The sequence below is a fragment of the Micromonospora sp. DSM 43699 genome, from assembly GCF_055517075.1.
In genome coordinates, this window is record NZ_JBTMMT010000024.1 from 66,469 (window position 1) to 85,579 (window position 19,111).

At 67.5% G+C, this 19,111-nt stretch carries 10 protein-coding genes and 1 pseudogene; 8 read left to right on the top strand and 3 right to left on the bottom strand.

Annotated features, from left to right (window positions below; genetic code table 11):
- The first annotated feature begins 10 nt into the window (after positions 1-10).
- The 3 genes from AC0AIB_RS14645 to AC0AIB_RS14655 all read left to right on the top strand — a co-directional run bounded on the left by AC0AIB_RS14645 (position 11) and on the right by AC0AIB_RS14655 (position 5,704).
- The gene (locus tag AC0AIB_RS14645) at positions 11-2,749 is read left to right on the top strand and encodes a hypothetical protein (protein ID WP_465096867.1); all 2,739 of its coding nucleotides are present in this window, start codon (positions 11-13) and stop codon (positions 2,747-2,749) included.
- A gap of 572 nt (positions 2,750-3,321) precedes the next feature.
- The gene (locus tag AC0AIB_RS14650; protein ID WP_465096879.1) at positions 3,322-3,480 is read left to right on the top strand and encodes an HD domain-containing protein; all 159 of its coding nucleotides are present in this window, start codon (positions 3,322-3,324) and stop codon (positions 3,478-3,480) included.
- A gap of 604 nt (positions 3,481-4,084) precedes the next feature.
- Positions 4,085-5,704: a hypothetical protein gene (locus tag AC0AIB_RS14655; protein WP_465096868.1), complete on the top strand. Its 1,620-nt coding sequence runs from the start codon at positions 4,085-4,087 to the stop codon at positions 5,702-5,704.
- A gap of 775 nt (positions 5,705-6,479) precedes the next feature.
- Here AC0AIB_RS14655 and AC0AIB_RS14660 read toward each other — a convergent pair.
- Positions 6,480-9,032, bottom strand: coding sequence for a tetratricopeptide repeat protein (locus tag AC0AIB_RS14660; protein WP_465096869.1), 2,553 nt, complete (start codon positions 9,030-9,032; stop codon positions 6,480-6,482).
- An 884-nt stretch (positions 9,033-9,916) separates the two neighbouring features.
- Positions 9,917-10,111 carry a hypothetical protein gene (locus AC0AIB_RS14665; protein WP_465096870.1) on the bottom strand — a complete coding sequence of 65 codons (195 nt, stop codon included), beginning with the start codon at positions 10,109-10,111 and terminating at the stop codon, positions 9,917-9,919.
- Between the two features lie 194 nt (positions 10,112-10,305).
- Here AC0AIB_RS14665 and AC0AIB_RS14670 point away from each other — a divergent pair, with 194 nt between their 5' ends.
- The 5 genes from AC0AIB_RS14670 (at position 10,306) to AC0AIB_RS14690 (ending at position 18,085) form a co-directional block, all read left to right on the top strand.
- Positions 10,306-10,980, top strand: a complete 675-nt coding sequence (locus tag AC0AIB_RS14670) for a sigma-70 family RNA polymerase sigma factor (RefSeq protein WP_465096871.1) — start codon at positions 10,306-10,308, stop codon at positions 10,978-10,980.
- Positions 10,974-11,819, top strand: a complete 846-nt coding sequence (locus AC0AIB_RS14675) for a sigma-70 family RNA polymerase sigma factor (RefSeq protein WP_465096872.1) — start codon at positions 10,974-10,976, stop codon at positions 11,817-11,819. Before AC0AIB_RS14670 ends, AC0AIB_RS14675 begins: the two co-directional genes overlap by 7 nt.
- Before the next feature lie 246 nt (positions 11,820-12,065).
- A complete protein-coding gene (locus tag AC0AIB_RS14680; protein WP_465096873.1) occupies positions 12,066-13,148 on the top strand; it encodes a pPIWI_RE module domain-containing protein in 1,083 nt (360 codons plus the stop codon).
- A 492-nt stretch (positions 13,149-13,640) separates the two neighbouring features.
- Positions 13,641-17,456, top strand: coding sequence for an nSTAND1 domain-containing NTPase (locus AC0AIB_RS14685; protein ID WP_465096874.1), 3,816 nt, complete (start codon positions 13,641-13,643; stop codon positions 17,454-17,456).
- Between the two features lie 278 nt (positions 17,457-17,734).
- A complete protein-coding gene (locus tag AC0AIB_RS14690; protein WP_465096875.1) occupies positions 17,735-18,085 on the top strand; it encodes a hypothetical protein in 351 nt (116 codons plus the stop codon).
- A 609-nt stretch (positions 18,086-18,694) separates the two neighbouring features.
- Here the strand turns inward: AC0AIB_RS14690 and AC0AIB_RS14695 are convergent.
- Positions 18,695-18,984: pseudogene (locus AC0AIB_RS14695) on the bottom strand (integrase core domain-containing protein); the annotation flags it as partial.
- Positions 18,985-19,111: the final 127 nt, after the last annotated feature.

The following is a 19,111-nucleotide window of genomic DNA, read 5'->3' on the forward strand; positions in this document are numbered from 1 at the left end:
TGATGGGGCGATGGATGCCGACGAGTCACGACCGGAGATACGCCGTTCCCGTGCACTGGAGAAGGCGGAGTTGCCCGCAGGGCCGTTGCGGGATCTTCGCGATGCGGTCTACCTGCTGTACGCCGAGGCTGACCGGCCGCGCTTGGATACCCTTGCCCGGCAGATTGCCGACAATAACGATCTGCCGGGTGCGCCGAAGAAGGACCTAATCAGCAAGATCATCGCCGGTGGCGGGCTGGCGTCGCAGCAGGACACGGTGACCGTTGCGGTCGCCCTGGCTCGGGCCGCCAGGCGTGTGGACGCCGCGACGGTCGCCGGCCACGTCCGGCAGATGTGGATCACAGCGGCGACGGCCGCGCCGACGGTGCCGGTGGTTCGGCTCGGCCGACCCGTCGCCGAGTGTGATCCGCTCGCGTTGGAGGTGCACCCGGTCATCGAGGTCGGCGGCGGCGAAGCTGGCGAGTTACCTGGGTATGTGTCACGGGCTCATGATGTGCGGCTGCGAGAGGTTGCCGACGGGCTGACTGCTGATGGCCGGTCGCGGCTGGCGGTGTTGGTGGGCGGGTCCTCGACGGGTAAGACCCGGGCCTGCTGGGAGTTGGTGCGTTACCTCGATCGTCGGGAGCCGGGGCGGTGGCAGGTGTGGCATCCCTACGACCCGACCCGTCCGGGAGCGGCCCTGGCCGATCTTGACCGGGTCGGCCCGGACACGGTCGTGTGGCTCAACGAAGCCCAGCACTACCTGATGCCCGCCGACGCGGAGACTGCGGAGCGGGTAGCTGCTCGGCTACGCAGTCTGCTCCATGATCAGGTCCGGGCGCCGGTATTGGTCCTCGCTACTCTGTGGCCGGAGTACTGGCATACGTTGACCACCCGCCTGCCTATCGGGGCCAGCGACGTGTACGCCCAGGCCCGGGAACTGCTGACCGGCACCGTGCTGAGCACTTCGCTGACCCTGCCCGACGCGTTCACCCCGGCCGAAGTCGCCACACTCGATGGTGCTGGTGGCGATGCGCGGCTTCGTTACGCCGCAGGACGGGCCGAGTACGGCCGGATCACCCAGTACCTAGCCGGCGCTCCCGCTCTCGAAGACCGCTACCGCACCGCACCGCCAGCGGCCCGAGCGCTTCTGCAAGCGGCAATGGACGCCCGACGACTCGGTCACCCCCTCGCCCTGCCGCATGCGCTGCTGGAGCAAGCCGCGCCCGGCTACCTCGACGACCATGACTGGGACAACCTCGGGGAGGACTGGCTCGAACAGGCCCTTGCCTACACCGCCGCCCCGTGTACCGGCGCCCGCGGCCCGCTGACCCGCATCCGTCCCCGAGCTCATCCCGTACCGGCTGTACTGGACGGCCAGGTGTGGTATCGACTGGCCGATTACCTCGAACAACTCGGCCGCACCGAACGTGTCGACGTCTACCCGCCCGACAGCTTGTGGCAGGCGTTCGCGGCCACCATTACCGATCCTGGTCTCCAGCGAGACCTCGGCATCCAAGCCGAGCGCCGGGGTCGTTACCACCACGCAATCCACCTTCTCCAGCAGGCCGCAGACGACGGTGATGCCGTCGCGTCGGGGCGGCTGGCCAAGCTACGAGGGCGCGCCGGGGATCTGGCCGGTGCTGAGGCCCCAGCGTTGCGGGCTGTTGATTGCGGCAATCCCTATCCGCTGCGGGAGCTGGTCGAGCTGCGGGCGCGGGCTGGGGATCTGGCTGGTGCTGGGGCCTTGGCGTTGCAGGCTGCTGACCGCGGCTACACCGAAGCGCTGATGCGCCTGGCTGGGCTGCAGGACTGGGTCGGGGACGCGGCCGGTGCTGAGGCCTTGTATCGGCAGGCCGCTGATCGCGGCGACGCCGACGCGATTGGTTGGCTGGCGGTGCTGCGGGCGAGGGTTGGGGATCTGGTCGGCGCCGGGGTCTTGTATCGGCAGGCCGTTCATCGCAGCTGCACCGACATGTTGCGGTGGATGGATTTGTTGGGGGCGCGGGCTGGTACTGAAGCTTCGCACGGTCAGGCCGATGATAGTGACGACATCGTCCCGGTGGAACGGCTGGTCGAGTTGCGGGCACAGGCTGGGGATCTGGCCGGTGCTGAGGCTCTCGCGTTGCAGGCTGTTGACCGCGGCGAGATCGAGGCGCTGAGGCGGTTGGCGGAGATGCGGGAGGAGGACGGCGACCCGGCCGGTGCCAAGGCCCTGGTGACATTAGCCGCCGACCGCGGCCATGCTGGCCCGCTACGGTGGCTGGCCGGCCTGCGGGCACGGGCGGGCGACACGGCCAGCGCTGAAGCCTTGTACCGGCGGGCCGTTGACTGCGGCGACATCACCGCGGTGGGTCAGCTGGCTGTCCTGCGGGCGCGGGCCGGGGATCTGGCCGATGCTGAGGCCCTGGCGTTACAGGCCGCTGACCGTGGTGACACCAACCCATTAAGACGGCTAATCGAGCTGCGGGAGCAGGTCGGGGATCTGGCCGGTGTCGAGGCGTTAGCCTGGCAGGCGGCTGACCGTGGCGACAACCACGGTCTAGGACGGCTGGCCGAGCTGCGGGGGTGGGCCGGGGACGCGGCCGGGGCTGAAGCCTTATACCGGCAGATTACCGACCGCGGCCACGGCAGCGAGGCGCTGGGGCGGCTGGCCGAGTTGCGGGAGCAGGCCGGGGACCCAGCCGGGGCCGATCTGCTGCGGAGGTTTGGGCTGACAGGCGCGGGGGATATCGCGACTGGCCTTCCCCCTGAGATGCGGACCCCCTGAGCCTGGATGTTGCTACAGAGGAAGAGCTATCCCCCTTGGGGCGGCCATCGAAGTACACGGAAGAGTTCCGGCGTGACGTGGTTGACATGGTGCGTTCGTCGGGCCGGTCGATCGATCATGTCGTCATGGTCCGGTCTCAGGGGGTCACTTCACGTGGGGGTGTTCCGTTGGGGCTGGCCACCACCGTGCCGCCGATGCCGTCCTCCCCATACAAGTGGGGGTGTTCCGGCCGACGAGCTGCGCGCCTTGGAGCTGATGAGGTTCTCCCCACGCACGTGGGGGTGTTCCGGACCACGATGTGCGGTCTCTGACAGACCTGCTGTCCCTCCCCAAAGAGCAGGTGTTGAGGAACACCCCACGTGCGTGAGGAGGACGACGAGAGCAGGGTCATCAAGCAGGTCTAGGACGGAGCACCCCCACGTGCGTGGGGAGGACACTTCGCGACCTACGGGTCTATCGGGACTGGGTGCAGTTTTTGGTGGGTCGGTTGGGAGTGTCGTGTGGCTGTGGTTGCATGCGGTCGCCGTTGTCGTCGGGGGTGTGGTGGGGGCATCGAGGTGCGTGTCGATCAGGTGCGTGTCATTGCCGGGCTTTGGGGGAAGTCTAGGGGTCTTCCGATGGCGTATCCGCTGCTGTGGCACTTGATTGATACGGCTGCGGTTGCTGGTCCGTTGTGGAGTCGGTACCTGGCTCCGAACCAGCGCACATTGCCGGGTGCCGTTGCGGGATAGGGCGGTGGCGTTCGTGGTTGGCTGACCAGGCTGGCAGGGGTACGGTGGCCTAAACGATCTATAGCCAGTGCCCACTGACGCGACTTGGTGCGCCCACGGATCCGCCAACGCCACAGCGCCCGTGCGTACCCATGGATCGACACCGCCGGAACCCTCGACCCTCGGATCCGAGGGATGCCGCGGCTCGCCTGGTGCGCCGATGGTGCTCGAAGTTCGGCACCAGGCGAGCACGAACGCGCCGAAACCAGCACGGCGATACTGCCATAGGGGAACCGCCCGCTCTGCCCTTCGGTCGCAGCGCGTGGACCAGCCGAAATAGCAAGCCCAGCCCCTGCGCCAGCTCGCGATCGATGCTGTCGATCGGCTACAGGAACATCAGTAGCCGGATGATCTCGGCTCCGGTTCCATGAGCGCAATGCGGCGGCTTTCAGGGCTCCGCGATCGCCTGGGGAGGAAGCGTTGTCGGTGGCGCTCGGTATCATTCTCAGCCCCGCTGCTCGGGTTGCTTGGAGGCTCCACTGTGGTATCGGTTCCGTGGGACGAGTTGCCTGAGCCGAAGTACGCCGACCTGGTGTCTCGGCTGCTTCGCCGGATGTTCCCCCAAGTGGAGGTGATGGACGGCTCGGGCGGGGACGGTGGCCGGGATGTGCAGGTCCGCCACGCGGGAAGGCTTAGCATCTATGAGCTGAAGAGCTTCACCGGTCGCCTCGGGCGGAAGCCGGACCGTCGTAAGCAGGTCGAGAAGTCGTTGGCCCAGGCGGCGAAGCTGAAGCCACGTGCCTGGTACCTGGTCGTTCCGATCAACCACAACCCCAGTGAGCTCCAGTGGTTCGACAACCTCAAGAAGGAGTACCGGTTCATTCGTGAGTGGCACGGACTCACGTGGTTGAACACCCAGCTCGACGCTCATCCCGACATCGTCCGCGGCGTACTCCGGACCATCAACGATGAGCTGCTCGAGGCGATTCGCGAACACCGGGCTGAGCGAGACACGCTCTCTGGCGGTATCCCGGACTTGGTGTCCAGGGTGGAGGCGCTGGGCCGCCGGGCCGATGAAATCTCGCCTGACTACTTGATAGAGGCGGGGACGATCGACGGTGGCACGGCGGTGACGGTCAGGGTAAAGCCCGGCGCGCAGCCACCGTCCATCACGATCACAGGTGAGTTCCGATTCCCGGCCACACCCGAAGGCCGCGAGACTCTCCAACGAGTCGAGGATGCCTTCGCCTATGGTGGCGATCTGGACCTCCCTGAGCAGTTCGTCGGGCCACTCACGATAGACGCCCCCGCTGAGCTAGGGATTTCACGGACCGAGCACGTCAGCCGGCTGTTCATCCAGTCGGTGCCCGAGCACATCGATCCTCCGCTGCTGGCGACACTGACGGTGCTGACGCCGGCCGGTATACCCCAGCAAGGTCTTGAATTTACCTTCTCCGAGCGACTCTGGGGGAAGAAGGGCATCACCCTGAAGGGAGCCGACGCCCTGGGGGTACTCAAAATTCAACTTCGGCTGAGTCCCCTACAGCGGGCCGGACAGGTTGGGGTGTCGGTGGTGGAGGGCCCGCTTGGCAGCCCCTCCGGGGCGCTGCCCGTCCTCCGGCTCATCGCTGCCTTCCAGCCCCCGAACCTCCTCCGGCTCGACCTGCATGGGAGCATCAATCCACTCGTGAACACTGCGATCGCCGAATCTCTGAGCGACGCCGTTTCAGATCAGGTGTTGGACCTGATCGAAGACTTGGTTGAAATCCAGGACCACACCCGCTCGTCTTTCGCACTACCGCCGACCCTGACCCGCCAAGACGCTGAGACTATTCATCGGGCAGCGCGCCTGATCGCTGGCGAGCATGTGCCAATCGGTGGCGGGAAGGTCACCTTCACCTTCTCCCCAGACAATCCAGACTGGGTCGATCGAGGATTCAGCGGAGAATTCCAGCTCATGTATGCCCTGCCACGCACAACGATCCGGATCGCCGGACGGGAGCTGGACCTCGGCCCGAGCATCACCTACATCCGACAGTGCCGCCTCTCGGACAGGACCAACCTGGACCAGGACGACCAAGGTGCTGTAACCGTCATGTTGGACCTGCCACCCGGAGAGTTCGCCTACTCGTACTTGGGAAGCCTTGACCCGCACACCCCCGCATCCGACGCCTCGCGCGGGCGGGTGCTGGTGGCACCAGCCGCGACCGCGACGAGCCCCGCTATCGACGACCAGGAGGCCTGATCCAGCAACAGCTTGACGATGGCCACGGGTACGACGTGCATGGCAGTGAGCTCGCTCCGGCGACTGGACCGGCTACCCCGCCGAAACCCGGTGCCCTCATGCTCGGCGTCGCTGCCGTCGGCGGCGACCCTGGCGATGCTGACGCTGTGGTGCTCATCGGTGGCCCGTCGCTCGCAGCAGGTCGCGGCGGGCAAGGACCGTACCTCGGTCACGCCGGTATTCCGTCTCCCCAAACCGGTGCCGGTCAAGCGCCTGCAGGCGGCGTTATCGCGAGACGTGGTGCGACGCCTGAACCTGCCGAGCCGGTTACCTCGTCCGCTTGAGCCGAGACGACTCACTCAGTGGCTGATCGGCAACGGCCACACGGCGGCCCAGGCGGAAGACTGGCTGAGCTGGTCGACTGTTCGCGGCGTACGGGACCCTCACCGATGTCCTCGACGGTCTCGGCCTGGCCGAGGAAGCGGCCGAGCTGCGCCGGCAGCTCGACCAGGCGATCGGTGGCGGCTCTGTGGCGGGATGAAGGTTGCCTTCAGAGAACCCGGACTGTCGTCGGCCCACTCGACTCGACCCGGAGACACTGCCATCGGATCTGAGGGGTCACTGGCTCGGGCGCGCTGCAAGGACGGAGGGCGAAACGCCGGACGCAAACCGCAGTCGGTGTCGGTGTGCACTCGCCGCTGTTCCTACCTTTGAACACGGACCTGTACGCCGACAAAGGGTCGAACCCCTTCCCCACGCCCACCGTTAAATCACTTCAGACACGCGACACTACCGATTACCCAACAGCGTTTGGGTCCGCCCTGCGCTGGGTATCAACGTCGTTCGTCTGTTGTTGGGTAAGGGCGGCGTGCTGGCCCTCGAGCAATGCCTCCAGGTCAGTAAGAGTATCCCTTGCGGCTTGGAGATAGCCGCCGAAGGCTTCTGGATCGGTGGCTGCGAGGGCGTCGAGGTGTTTTACGCCTTCGGCTGCGGCGGCGAGGGCCTCATCGGACGGTTGTCCGGTCTCTGCCGCTATTATGCCGACGTTCTGCAGGGACATGGCGAGGTCGAATAGATAAGCATCCCCGTTGACTGCCGCCAAAATCCGGTAGAGGTCAACGGCTTCCTGGATCGTCGCCACCGCCTCCACCCGCTGACCCATCTCTGCCAACCGGAGGGCATGGTTGTTCACCGACATGGCGAGGTCGGGAAGGTAGGCATCCCGATTGCCGGCAACCAGCTTTCGGCGCAGGTCAACGGCTTCCTGGCTGGTCGCCACCGCCTCCACCCGCTGACCCATCTCTGCCAACCGAGTAGCGTGGTTGTTCACCGACGTGGCGAGGTTGGGAAGGTAGGCATCCCGATTGCCGGCAACCAGCTTTCGGCGCAGGTCAACGGCCTCCTGGCTCGCCGCCAACGCCTCTACCCGCTGACCCATATCCCCCAACCGAATTGCGTGATTTTTTACTGCCCCGGCTAGGTCAGGCAGGTGGTCTTTCCGGCCGCCCGCGACCAACTCCCGATAGAGATCGACAGCCTCCCGACTCGCCGCCAACGCCTCCGCCCGTTGACCCATATCCCCCAACCGAATTGCGTGATTTTTTACTGCCCCGGCTAGGCCAGGCAGGTAGGTTTTCCGATCGCCCGCGACCAACTCCCGGTAGAGATCGACGGCTTCCTGATTCGCCTCCAACGCCTCCGCCCACCGACCCACCTCGCCCAAGCGGAGAGCGTGCATGTGAAGCCAGCCGCCGTGCGCTGACGAGGGCTTGGTGGCATCGACGCTGTCAACGATGCGGGTGGTCAGGGTCAGTGCTACCCGGCCGAGTTCCAGAGACGGGTACGGGATCCGGTCAGCGACCGTTCGTGCCCACTGCAGATCAAGGTCCGCGGTGGCGAGCAGGTCGGCGATCCGGGGGGTGAAACGGTTCGGGAACTGCACCCCGACCTCCAGCACTGCCTCGGTCATCACCGGCACATCCACCGCCAGGGCCTGATCGATCATCATGTCCGCCTCCGCCTGGTGGTCGGCGGCACGGGCGAGCACCGTCAACGCCTGGGCCACCTGCCTCACGGTCAGACCGGAGAACACCGTCGTCCGCTGCTCCGCCGTACAGCCTCGCAGCGCCTGCACCGCCAAAGCCTCGCCCAGCAGGTCCGGCTGCACTGTCCCCAACGCCCCTGGGGACGGCGACGGGTAAAGGCTCCGCAACCAGACCCGAAATCGCCACAGGAGGCTTGCATCGTGGCTGGCCACCGACGGCGCCCGCCTCACCAGGTCGGCTACCTGGGCGTCGTTGTCCGCACCGAACAGGGCCGCCATGCCGACCACCTCCCGCAGCACTCCTTCCGCCTTCGGGTCCTCACCGTCGAGCAGACCGTGCCGGCGGGCAGCGGCCCGCCAGTAACGAGCCTCGTGCCGCAGCACCTCGTCCAGCACGTCGAAGCGGCCACTGCGCAGACCACCGAGCACCGCCACTAGGGCCTCGGCGTGCAACCGCAGGATCGGTGTCGCCGAGTCGCGGACGATCTCAGGCAGCCTGCCGGGGACAGGGCGCTTCAGTTCATCAGCGAAAGCAGCGATCGCCTCGTCCACCACCTGCTGAGGGTCGTGACCCTCGACCTGCGCCGGCACTTCAACCACATGACCTGGCACCGTCAGCGCGTCGACCACGTGCGCCTGCTCCGGATACGCCGACGACAACGTCTCCCACCACAGACCCGCAGTCCGGGCGAGCAACATAACCCGAACCTGCCCACCCGTACGCTGGGCAGCGCACAACAGCGCCGCCAACCCTGCCGGGTCCCGTGTCTCCGCGTAGTCCACCACCACCAACCGGTGCCGCCCAGGGTCCTCACCGAGTGCCTCCGCCATGGCCGCCTCACCGCGAGCACGCACCCAGTCGCACTTCCAGCCAGCCTGTCGGTCGGCGACATACCGTGCCAGCCGGGTCTTGCCTACACCCCCGTCACCGACCAACAGCCGCACCACCGACCCACCCTCGTCGGCCATCCACGACTCCAACTCCCGCACCAGCCAGCCCCGACCGATGAACCGCACCACCTGCTGCTCCGGCTGCAGCAGCAACGCCACCGACGCCGGCAACTCCTGCCTCGCCGCGTCCGCGACCGCTCGACGGCCCGCCGCCGACACCTCTTCCCGCACCCGCCACCATTCGACCATCGATGGGCCGAACCCGCCGACCACCGCCCCGACGGCAGTGGCCACCACCGTCCACCCCGTCTTGCCCTCCGCCAGCGCCGTCCACGCCGCACCCGCGCAGACCGCCCCCACCACCAGCGACGACAACCCACGCCGCCGCGCATCCCGCCAGAACCCAGACAGCATCCGAACACGGTACCGACAGTGACCAAACAGCCACACGATGATCATCTGCGTGCGGTCTGGGCACCCAGGTCGACAGCAACAGTCAGTGAACCGAAGAAGAGACGGGACGCTCGCTCACACGCACGCCTCGGCACTATCGGATGAATCCTTACAACTCCTAACTCTTTGGGCATTGGAGTCGGCGCCAGCAGAGATGGCGAGGGCGAGGGCGAGGAAGGCTTCATGGATGTCGTCGCGGATCTCCCAGCGGGTGCAGAGGCGACGGAACCAGTGGAGTTGGGCGAGGATCTGCTCGATGACTCACCGTCGGGTGCCCAGTCCGGAGCCGTGTCCGACGCCGCGACGGGCGATGACCGGGGTGATGCCCTTGGCGCGGAATTGGCGGCGGGAGCAGTCGTAGCCACGGTCGGCGTAGATCCGCTGCGGGCGTTGCCGTGGTCGGCTGCGGGTGAACGCCGACGGCGGCGGGGACCAGGACCGGACACGAGACGACGACCTCACCGGCCGAGCAGACCACACCAGCATGCCGAAGTCGATCGTGCTCTCGCCCAGCGCGACCGCTCCATCAAAGCGGGGGGAACTCACCCCAACCCTGTTTTAAGGCGGAGCCGACAGCGACGTTCGAGAAGGCCATCGAGACCGGCGGTTGGCGGCGGTCAATCCTTGATCATCTCGACCTGGCGTGAGTATAGCCACCCGGGAGATCGGAAATCTGCAGGTAATCGGCCTGCGTGAACCGGCAGGGACCTGTCTTAGGAAACGATGCTCTGCGCCCTGAGCCACGTGGGTGCCAGAGGTGGTCTGAGCACCTGTCGGCGGACCAACCGGTCCGCCGACAGGTGTCTCACATCCGCTACACAGCCAGCATGGTGCGGGGCAGGGGCTCAGCTGTGCTGGATCTGCCCGATGAGTGTGATGCCGAGGGTCATCACCGCCAGCGTGGCCGCGCCGGCGCTGGCGGCGATGGTCGACGGTTCTGCGCCGTCGTTCCATTGCAGGAACCCGATCATTCCGGCGGCGAGCAGGCCGAAGACGGCGACCAGCCCGTAGGTGATGGCGGTGAGCGCGGGGTGCGGCACGAGGAACTCCCAGTCGTGTCGAAGGAACGGACACCGTCTTCTGTATGGACGCGGGCGTTGCCCCACGGGTGGGCGACATGCTTCACGATTGGGCCCGATGGCACCTGGTCGAGGGATTGCTGCACTTTCTGCGTGGGCTGAGGGCTCGTCGTTGACAGAAGGTGTGGCGACGGGGGCGGTTGGGAGGGGGTGGAATGGCCAACGAGGGCGACCAAGGTGGACTACTGGCCGCAGACCGCAAGCTCTGGAGCCTGGTGGAGGCGGACCGCTTCGTCGGGCGCTCGTGGAGCCGACTGGTCGACGTGATGGTTGCTGCCGCCGTCGCGCAGATGCGCCGCGATCTGCGTACCGGGCAGGTGTTTCGTCACTGTGCCCGCCGGGGCTGGTTGCTGTATGCGCCGGATTGCTGGGCGTATGCCGATCAGGACGGCATGGTGCAGGAGAGTGTCGCGAAGGCGCTGGAGGTGTTCGTCCGGCGGTGCCGGGCCGGTGAGGGCTGGGATCCGGATCGTGGTTCCACCTTGCACGACTATTTCCTTGGTCTGTGCCGCGGCGAGTTCGCCAATGTCTTTCGCCGCTGGCTGACCAGCGGGAGCAGGGACGAGGTCGAACTGCCACCCGACGATGCCGCGCCGACTGTGCTGCGGTCGGACGAGGATCCCGCACGTTCGGCCCTGGCGAGGGTGGTCTTGAACAAGATCAAGCAAACCGATGTGCTATCTGATCTGCAGCGGAAGTTGCTTTTCGGGCACGCCTATGGGCTTACGCATAGCCAGCTCGCGAAGCGGTTCGGCATCTCGGCGAAGGCCGTCGAAGGTCAGATCCACCGGGCGCGTCGACAGCTCCGGAAGGAGGGAATAACATGGTAAACACCAACCAGCCGACTCGTGACGATGTCGCATCGCCTCACGAGACTGTGCGGCAGCCGTACGCACCGCACGCCGCCGCCGACATCGAGTTCGAAGACCTGCTACGCGTGTCTTCGCTCGGTACCGCGATGGCCGATTCGAAGCCGCGGGACCGGGTGACCGACGACGAAATCACCACCATCCGTGCCCGTGCGGGCGTTCCACCCGCCCAGTCTCAGCCCTGCCGACCGGACTCGGACTCCGAGGGAAACGATGCGCCGGTCGGGTCCGGCCAGGGCGAGGAGAATGGGATGTGGAGGCTGGTCGAGCGTGTTCAGGCTGGCGAGGCCGAGGCGTTCGGGCTGATCTACGACCGATACGTCGACACCGTCTTCCGCTTCGTCTACTTCCGGGTCGGCAACCGGCAGCTCGCCGAGGATCTGACCGCAGACACCTTCCTGCGAGGGCTCAACCGAATCGGCAACTTCACCTGGCAGGGCCGTGACCTCGGCGCCTGGCTGGTCACCATCGCACGCAACCTGGTCGAGGACCATCTCAGGTCCGGCCGTTACCGCCTAGAGGTCACCACCGCCGACGTGCCTGACACCGACGAAGACGAAAGACTGGTGAACAATCCGGAGGCATGGGTCGTTGACCACATCACCGACACCGTGTTGCTGACTGCGGTCCGGCAGCTGCCCCTAGATCAGCAGAAGTGCATCGTGCTCCGCTATCTGCAGGGCTTCTCGATCGCCGAGGCAGCTCGGGCGATGGGTAAGAACGAGGCCACACTCAAAGCACTGCAACACAGGTCCATTCGTGCACTGGCACGTCATCTACCAGAAATCTTCCAGCCGTAGCCGGCCATGGTGATGTGCCGGGGCAGGCTGCTCCTCGACCTGCCCTTGGTTGTCCGGCACAACGCGATCGCGCTCCCGGCCCGGATAGGTGAAAAGTCATCTGTGGGTGAACCTCGACCCCGATGGTTCGCCGAGCTGGAGTACCTCGAGCCCGATAGCCGGCGGGCTGATCGCTGTCACGGCGGCACTGCGCAGGCCGCGCTCGTAGCCCTCAGTCAGCTCGCCGGTGTCCTTGAAAGGAAGTCGGTGTTCAGGATCGCGCCGAGCGGTGGCAGCTCGGATTTCCAGTCCTGGCAGGACCTGAACCGCCGATACACCCGCCACCCGAAGAACCTGCCGTACAGGGACCTGAGCCTCGGCCTGCGCTACGTTTCCAGCGACTACGCCACCATCTGCAAGGACCCCGACGGCCCCGGCACCCTGCTCCTGATGCGGAAGAAGATCGACACCGCCATCATCAGCCGGCTCTTCGCCGCCTTCGAACGAGACCTCGCGGCCCGCCACGGCGCACCATTCGAAGACCTCCTCGCCCCCCTGCTACGCCAGACCAAACCACGCACGATCCACATCGCCAAGTACCTCCAGGCGGGCACGGTGACGCACGCCGATATCCCCAACTGGGTTTTCGACGTCGCCACCTGGCGCACCATCGAACTCCTCCGAGGCGCGCTCAAGCTCCCCGACGGTACGGACCTGCTTCTCCGTCCCGACATCGACGGCAACCTCGTCGCCTTCAACCGCCCGCTTCCCGAGACGCACCCCAGGGCCGAACAAGGCATCCACTACATCAGTCTCGAACCCATCACCGTCCCCGGCTACCCCGGCATCCTGCTCAACCTCGACGCCCACATCAGCGCCACCACCGGCTTCCCCGGCAACGCCAAGAGCCTCTGGATCGCCACCGACGACACCGGCATGCTGCTCACCGCCAGACACCGCTACGACCGCCCCACCAACCGAAACGTGATCACCGGGCTCCTTCCCCAACTCGTCGACTCCTTCAGCATCCGCGGCGTGCCCGCCAACTTCACCCCAGATGACCTCCTCGCGACCCACCCCCGCATCCGCGCCCGACACGCCACCACACCCGACAGGCACCCCATCGGCTCCGGACCGGGCCGACGATTCCTCGACTGCGTGCTCGAGCACGCCACCGCCAGGCTCAACACGGACTCGCTCGTCCTGGAAACCACACCCATCCGCAACATCAACGCCCCCGGCGACCCCGACCGGCACGCGAAACTCGCCTCGGCCGTCAACACGACAGCACGGCCAATCCACATCAGCGTCGTCTACCAGGACAACCTGCATCGCCACCGGTCCGCCTAGGCGCTCACCGTCTCGGCCCATAGTCCGTCCGAGACGAGCCATAGCAGCTGCTGACCCTTCCTCATGTTCAGGCATGAACGATCCCCACGCCCCGAAGGCACGTTCCGAGGAACGCCACGCAGAGATAGGTGACCGGGGTCGGCATACCGGCGGGGGTCCCACAGCCGCACGGTCCGGTCCGGCAGCTTCTCCGCCCGGGCCTGTTCGATGAGTTGCATTCGGCTCACCCGGCACGGTCGACGCCTGCGGTCTACCCCCTACCCCGCTGCTGGCAGACCTGTCGAGTCTGAGGGATGCATAACCAGAAGTGACGGGTGGGCGACTGCGTCTACGAGCTCCCCCGACAAACGATATTCGAACGCTCTCGATGGGAGATGCCCCGTGTACGAGTACGAGTCCACCGACCATTCGACCGACGTCTCCTCCGCAGCGACGGCGAAGACGTCCGCAACGGGCGGTTTACCGGTACGATTGTCAGTCGACGCGAGTCGGGTGCAGACCCGTGCCGACTTCGGCCGGGAGCTGACGGCCCTACGAGAGAGCGCCGGCATCACGGTGCGCCAGGTGGCCGCGCGGATCGGCGTGCGGGGCGCACACAGCACCGTCGGCGACTGGTTCGCCGGACGGAGCCTGCCCTCTTCCTCGTCCCGGCCGATCTTCGTGGCCGTGTTGGCTGCCTGCGGGACGTCCGCACCCACCGAGGTAGACGACTGGATCGCCGCGTGGCAGCGGGCTCGGCGTGCGCCGGGGCGGCGGCCGGACGGTCCGACGCCCTACCAGGGCCTGGCGAGCTACAGGGTGGAGGACGCGGCGCGGTTCTTCGGCCGGTCCGCACTGACCGCCGAAATCGTGGCACGAGTCCGCGAGCGGCAGGCCGCCGGTGGCGGGATCCAGGTGGTAGTGGGAGCGTCCGGTTCAGGCAAGTCCTCGCTGCTGCACGCCGGACTGATCCCGGCACTGCTCGACGACCGGGCTGACTCGGCGCTGACGGTCCTCGCACTCACGCCCGGTTCCCGGCCGGCCGAGACGCTGCTCGCCCGGCTCCGGGAAGCCGCTGCCGAGCCGCGGTCCGCCGGGCCGGACCGCGGCACTCGCCCGCCCTCCATCGTCGTCGTCGACCAGTTTGAGGAGAGTCTGACCAGAGCATGCCCGGAGGACGAACGGCAGCGCTTCGTCGCCCAGTTGGCCGAGCTGGCCGACGCCGGCTCGACCGTGGTGATCGGTCTGCGCGCTGACTTCTATGCCGACCTGCTCCGCCTGCCGCGGCTCGTCGAAGCCGTAAGAAGTGGGCAGGCGACCGTCGGCCCGATGACCGAGACCGAACTGCGTGACGCGATCGTCGAGCCGGCCCGGCGAGCCGGGGTCGAGGTGGAAGAAGGGCTTGTGGAGCTGCTGCTGCGGGATGTCGCTCCCCGGGCTCGGGATCAGTGCCTAGCACACGAGCCGGGGGTGCTGCCCCTGCTGTCGCACACCCTGCACGCGGTTTGGCAGCACGGTGAGGGACGACGGCTGACCAGCGAGTCGTACCGCCAGGTCGGCGGGATCGACGGCGCGGTGGCGGCTACCGCCGACCGGGTATACGAGAACCTCAGCCCGAGAGGGCGAGCACTGGCGCGCCGTCTCCTGGTCAATCTCGTCCAGATCGGCGTCGACACGGTGGACACTCGACGCCGGCTTAGCACCGAGGAACTGTACGCGCTGTTCGGTGAGGAACACGTCACGGACGTGCAGGATCTACTTGACCGGTTCGTCGCGGAACGGCTCCTCACCGTCGACCTAGACATGGTAACCATCACCCACGAGGCGCTACTGTCGGCCTGGCCGACGTTGCGCGACTGGTTGGAGAGCGACCGCGCCGAGTTGGTCGTCGGTCAGCAGCTCGAGGCCGCCGCCCGTAGCTGGCGGCAGGACTCCACCGAAGCGGCGTCCCTCTATCGAGGGACAAAGCTGGCCGCCGCCCTCGACTGGGCCAAGCGGCACGAGCCGGACCTCTCGCCGCTGGCCCGAGCTTTTCTGGCCAGCAGCACCCGGCATGCCCGCCGGCGCACCCGGCGCCTTTGGCAACTCGTGGCTGCCCTCACCATCCTGAGCATCACCAGTGGGTTGCTCGCCGGATTCGGCTATCAGCAGCGGGCCACGGCCGAGAGGGAGCGGCAGGAAGCCGTGCGGCAGCGCAACCAGGCACTCTCCCGGCTCATTGCTGGCCGAGCCGACCGGATCCGGGACACCGACCCAGCGCTGGCCATGCAGCTCAGTCTCGCGGCGTTACAGGTCGCGCCGACTGTGGAGGCCCGGTCGAGCGTGCTCGACTCGGCTGCCGGAGTTCCGATCACCCGCAGCCGTCCGTTCACCGCAGCAGCCCAGGCGGTCGCCTTCGCCCCTGACGGGCAGCACACGGCGGCGGTGAGCGCTGACGGCACCGTACGCCTCTGGGACAACGGCCACCGGCCGCGACCACTTCTACTTGACCCCGTGCTGAAGGGCTCGGGTGGGGCCCTGTTCACCGTGGCGTTCAGCCCCGATGGGAACCTGCTCGCCGCAGCCGGCACAGACCGGGTCGTGAACCTATGGGACGTCGGGGACCCCGCTCGGCCGCGCTCGCTGACCGCACTGGCCGGAGCGACGTCGACGGTGTACGCCGTGGCGTTCAGTCGGGACGGCTCGATCCTGACCGCTGCGGGCGCCGACGGGGCGGTCCGCCGCTGGCGAGTCACCGATCGCAGGGCACCCCGGGTACTTCCATCGCTGACTGGTGCTGACGGTCCGGTGCACACGGTCGCGGTCAGCCCTGACGGCGAATTCCTGGCTGCGGGTGGAGCGGATGGTGCCGTACGCCTATGGCGCAGGGCGGGCACCGACCGGCCCATACTGGTGGGTGGCAGCCCGTTGCGCGGGCACACCGGCCGCGTGACGAGCGTCGCGTTCAGCGCGGACAGCCGGCGGCTCGCCTCGGCAAGCGTGGACAAGAGCATCCGCGTCTGGGATGTCCCGGTTCGCTCGGGGCCCAGACTTCACCGGGTAGTGTCGACGCACACCAGCTGGGTGAACGCCGTGGCGTTCGCTCCGGACGGAACGCTCGTCTCCGGGTCGTCCGACCAGACGGTTGCCGTCCACGACCTCGCCTCGGGGGTGGTACGCGCCACGCTTCCCCACCCGGCGGCGGTCACCGGGCTGAGCATTGGTCGAGACGGCCGCACGGTGGCCACGACCACCACCGACGCGACTGTTCGTTTCTGGGAGCAGCCCGGACCGGTGCTGCGTGGGGCCACCGACATGGTGTTCAACGCGGCGTTCAGTCCCGACGGGAGGCTGCTGGCCTCGGCCAGCCGGGACGGTGGGGTGCGGCTCTGGGACGTCGCCGACCGCCGTCGCCCGGAGCCGGTCGGTACCGCTCTGCGCAGCCCGACGGGCAGTTTCGCCGCGACGTTGGCGTTCAGCCCGGATGGCCGTCAGCTCGCGGTCGGAACCCGCAGCGGGCCGGTCCGATTGTGGGATATGGCAGCACCGCAGCCCCGACGCCTCCGCCCGGAGGTGCTACGGGGCCCACGCGCCCTCGTGGAGACGATCGCGTTCAGCCCGGATGGGAGGACGCTGGCAGCCGGCGGCGACGACGGTGACGTCCACCTGTGGGACCTCACGGCACCGGGAGGACCGGCGGCTCGAGGACGCATCGCCGGGACCGGAGCGATCGTCCTGTCGGTGGCGTTCCACCCGGACGGACGGCGGCTGGCCACCGCCACGACAGACGGGGAGGTCCAGATCTCCGACGTCACCGACCTGGGCCAGCCCAGACCGGCCGGTCCCGCCCTGGCTGGCTTTACCAGCTACGCGCAGAGCGTCGCCTTCACCCCAGACGGTCGGTACCTGGCGGCGGGCGGCACCGACGGCACGGTCCGGATCTGGGACGTCGCCGACCCGTCCCGCCCGGCCACAGTGGGCTCACCGCTCACCGGCCCTACCGGTGAGGTCACCTGGGTCGCCTTCGGTCCTGACGGCCACACCCTCGTCGTCGCGTCCACCGACCGGACCGTATGGCTCTGGGACACCAGCGTGATCGGCAGCCCGACCGCCATCGCGACGCTGACCCGGTTCACCCACTCCGTCAACGTGGCCGCGATCTCACCAGACGGGCAGACCCTGGCCGCGGCCAGCGGTGACGAGGTGCGGCTGTGGAACCTCCACCCGGATCGCGCGGCCGAATGGATCTGCGCCACCGCAGGCGACCCGGTCGATCAGGACGAGTGGCGGCGGTACGCGCCGGGCGTCAACTTCCAGCCCCCATGCTCGCCGGACGGCCACCCCAGATAGGTGGGACGTTGCCGCAGGTCACTAGTCGTACGGATGCGTCCGGACGGCGTCCGGCGTTGTCCGGAACACGCACCGACCCCTTTCTTCCGATAGCGCTGGGAGCCAGCGTTGAGCCCGACGCCAGCAGGCGTCCGTCGAAGCGCCATCGAACGGAGGCAGACATGTCCACCATCGCCAGAAGCACCGCAGGCCCGAGCGGGACGGACCCGGAGGGCCGTGGCTACCGTCGACAGTCAGCGGGGCACGCGACGTGGCGCCGCCTCGTGACGCTGGCCGCCATGGTCGCCGCAGCGCTCATCCTCGTCGGCCCAGGCGCGCCCGCCCAGGCGGCTCCCGTCGAGTCGGGGACCCACCGCACCAGCGGCACCGCCGAGCCCGGCTCCCCCGCGTACGGTGCCCTCGCCTACCCCCGGGGCTACGTCTCCCAGGGCAATCTCCGCCAAAACCCCAACCTGAACGGAACCCCCATCCTGACCATCTGGAACCAGTGGGTCGAGCTCGAGTGCTGGCTCGACGGCGGTGACAACGGCTTCGGCTCGACCCGTTGGTTCAAGGCTCACTACTACGGGACGGTCGGCTACCTGAGCAGCGGCGTGGTGAGCAGCCAGCCCTCCGTGGGGCACTGCTGACGCCACCCACATCTGACGACCCCGTCACCGGCACCTGACAACCGCCGGTGACGGGATCGTCGTGGCTGACGTGATCTTCAGCCTCCGGCGTCCCGGCCTCCTCGCTGCTCATGGACCTGCCCGCCTATGCTGCCTGAGAGCGGTACGGCACAAACCTCGACCCGCGCGGCCGGCTCCTGCAGCCACGCACCCCACGCCCGGTACCACTGCTCACCGACGCAGAGACAGAGCTCTACCACTGCCTCACCGCCGAGACGTGAACGAGATACCGACGAGTGGAGCAGGAACGCAATCCGCTCGGCCTGATCCTGTCGACCGTGCGGCGACTCGTCGGCAGCACCGCCGACTGAGCGACCGGCCAGTGGATCGGGGTGCTCTGGCATCGGGGTCCGCGATCTTGTCACCGCGCCGTCATGGGGTCGCGGCATGGCGCCATGCCTTGATCGAGGAAGATCAACACGATGGTCAGGGCGGAGGTGTCACTGCGTCGGATTGCCTCGGTGATCGCGGTGAGCCTTCCCACCTATACCGGGCGTTTTGCTCTAAGCGCAAAATGTGTTGCGGGGCTTGCTTGTTCGGGTCTGCTGCACCGGCAGGTGACAGGTGTAGTCACGCGGCCTGGCTGGCCGGTGGGTGCATGATGGTCTCGAATTCCACGGGGGTCAACCGGGACAGCGACCGTTGGCGTCGGCGGCGGTGGTAGGTCCGTTCGATCCAGGTCACATCGCGATCCGGAGTTGCTCACGGGTGGCCCACGATCGGCGGTTCAGGACGTTGTTCTGCAAGAGTCCGAAGAAGGACTCCATGGCGGCGTTGTCGCCTGCGGCACCGACGCGGCCCATCGATCCGGCCATCTGGTGGTGGTTGAGGGCTCGGACGAATTTCCTGGACCGGAATTGCCCGGGTTCAACCAGTCGTTGCAACACCGCTGCTGTGCAGCAATCTTAGGTGCTCGTCGAGGGCCTCGGCGGGTGTCTTCCAGCCGAGGACCTTGCGGGGTCTGCTGTTGATGGCGGCCTGGACGGC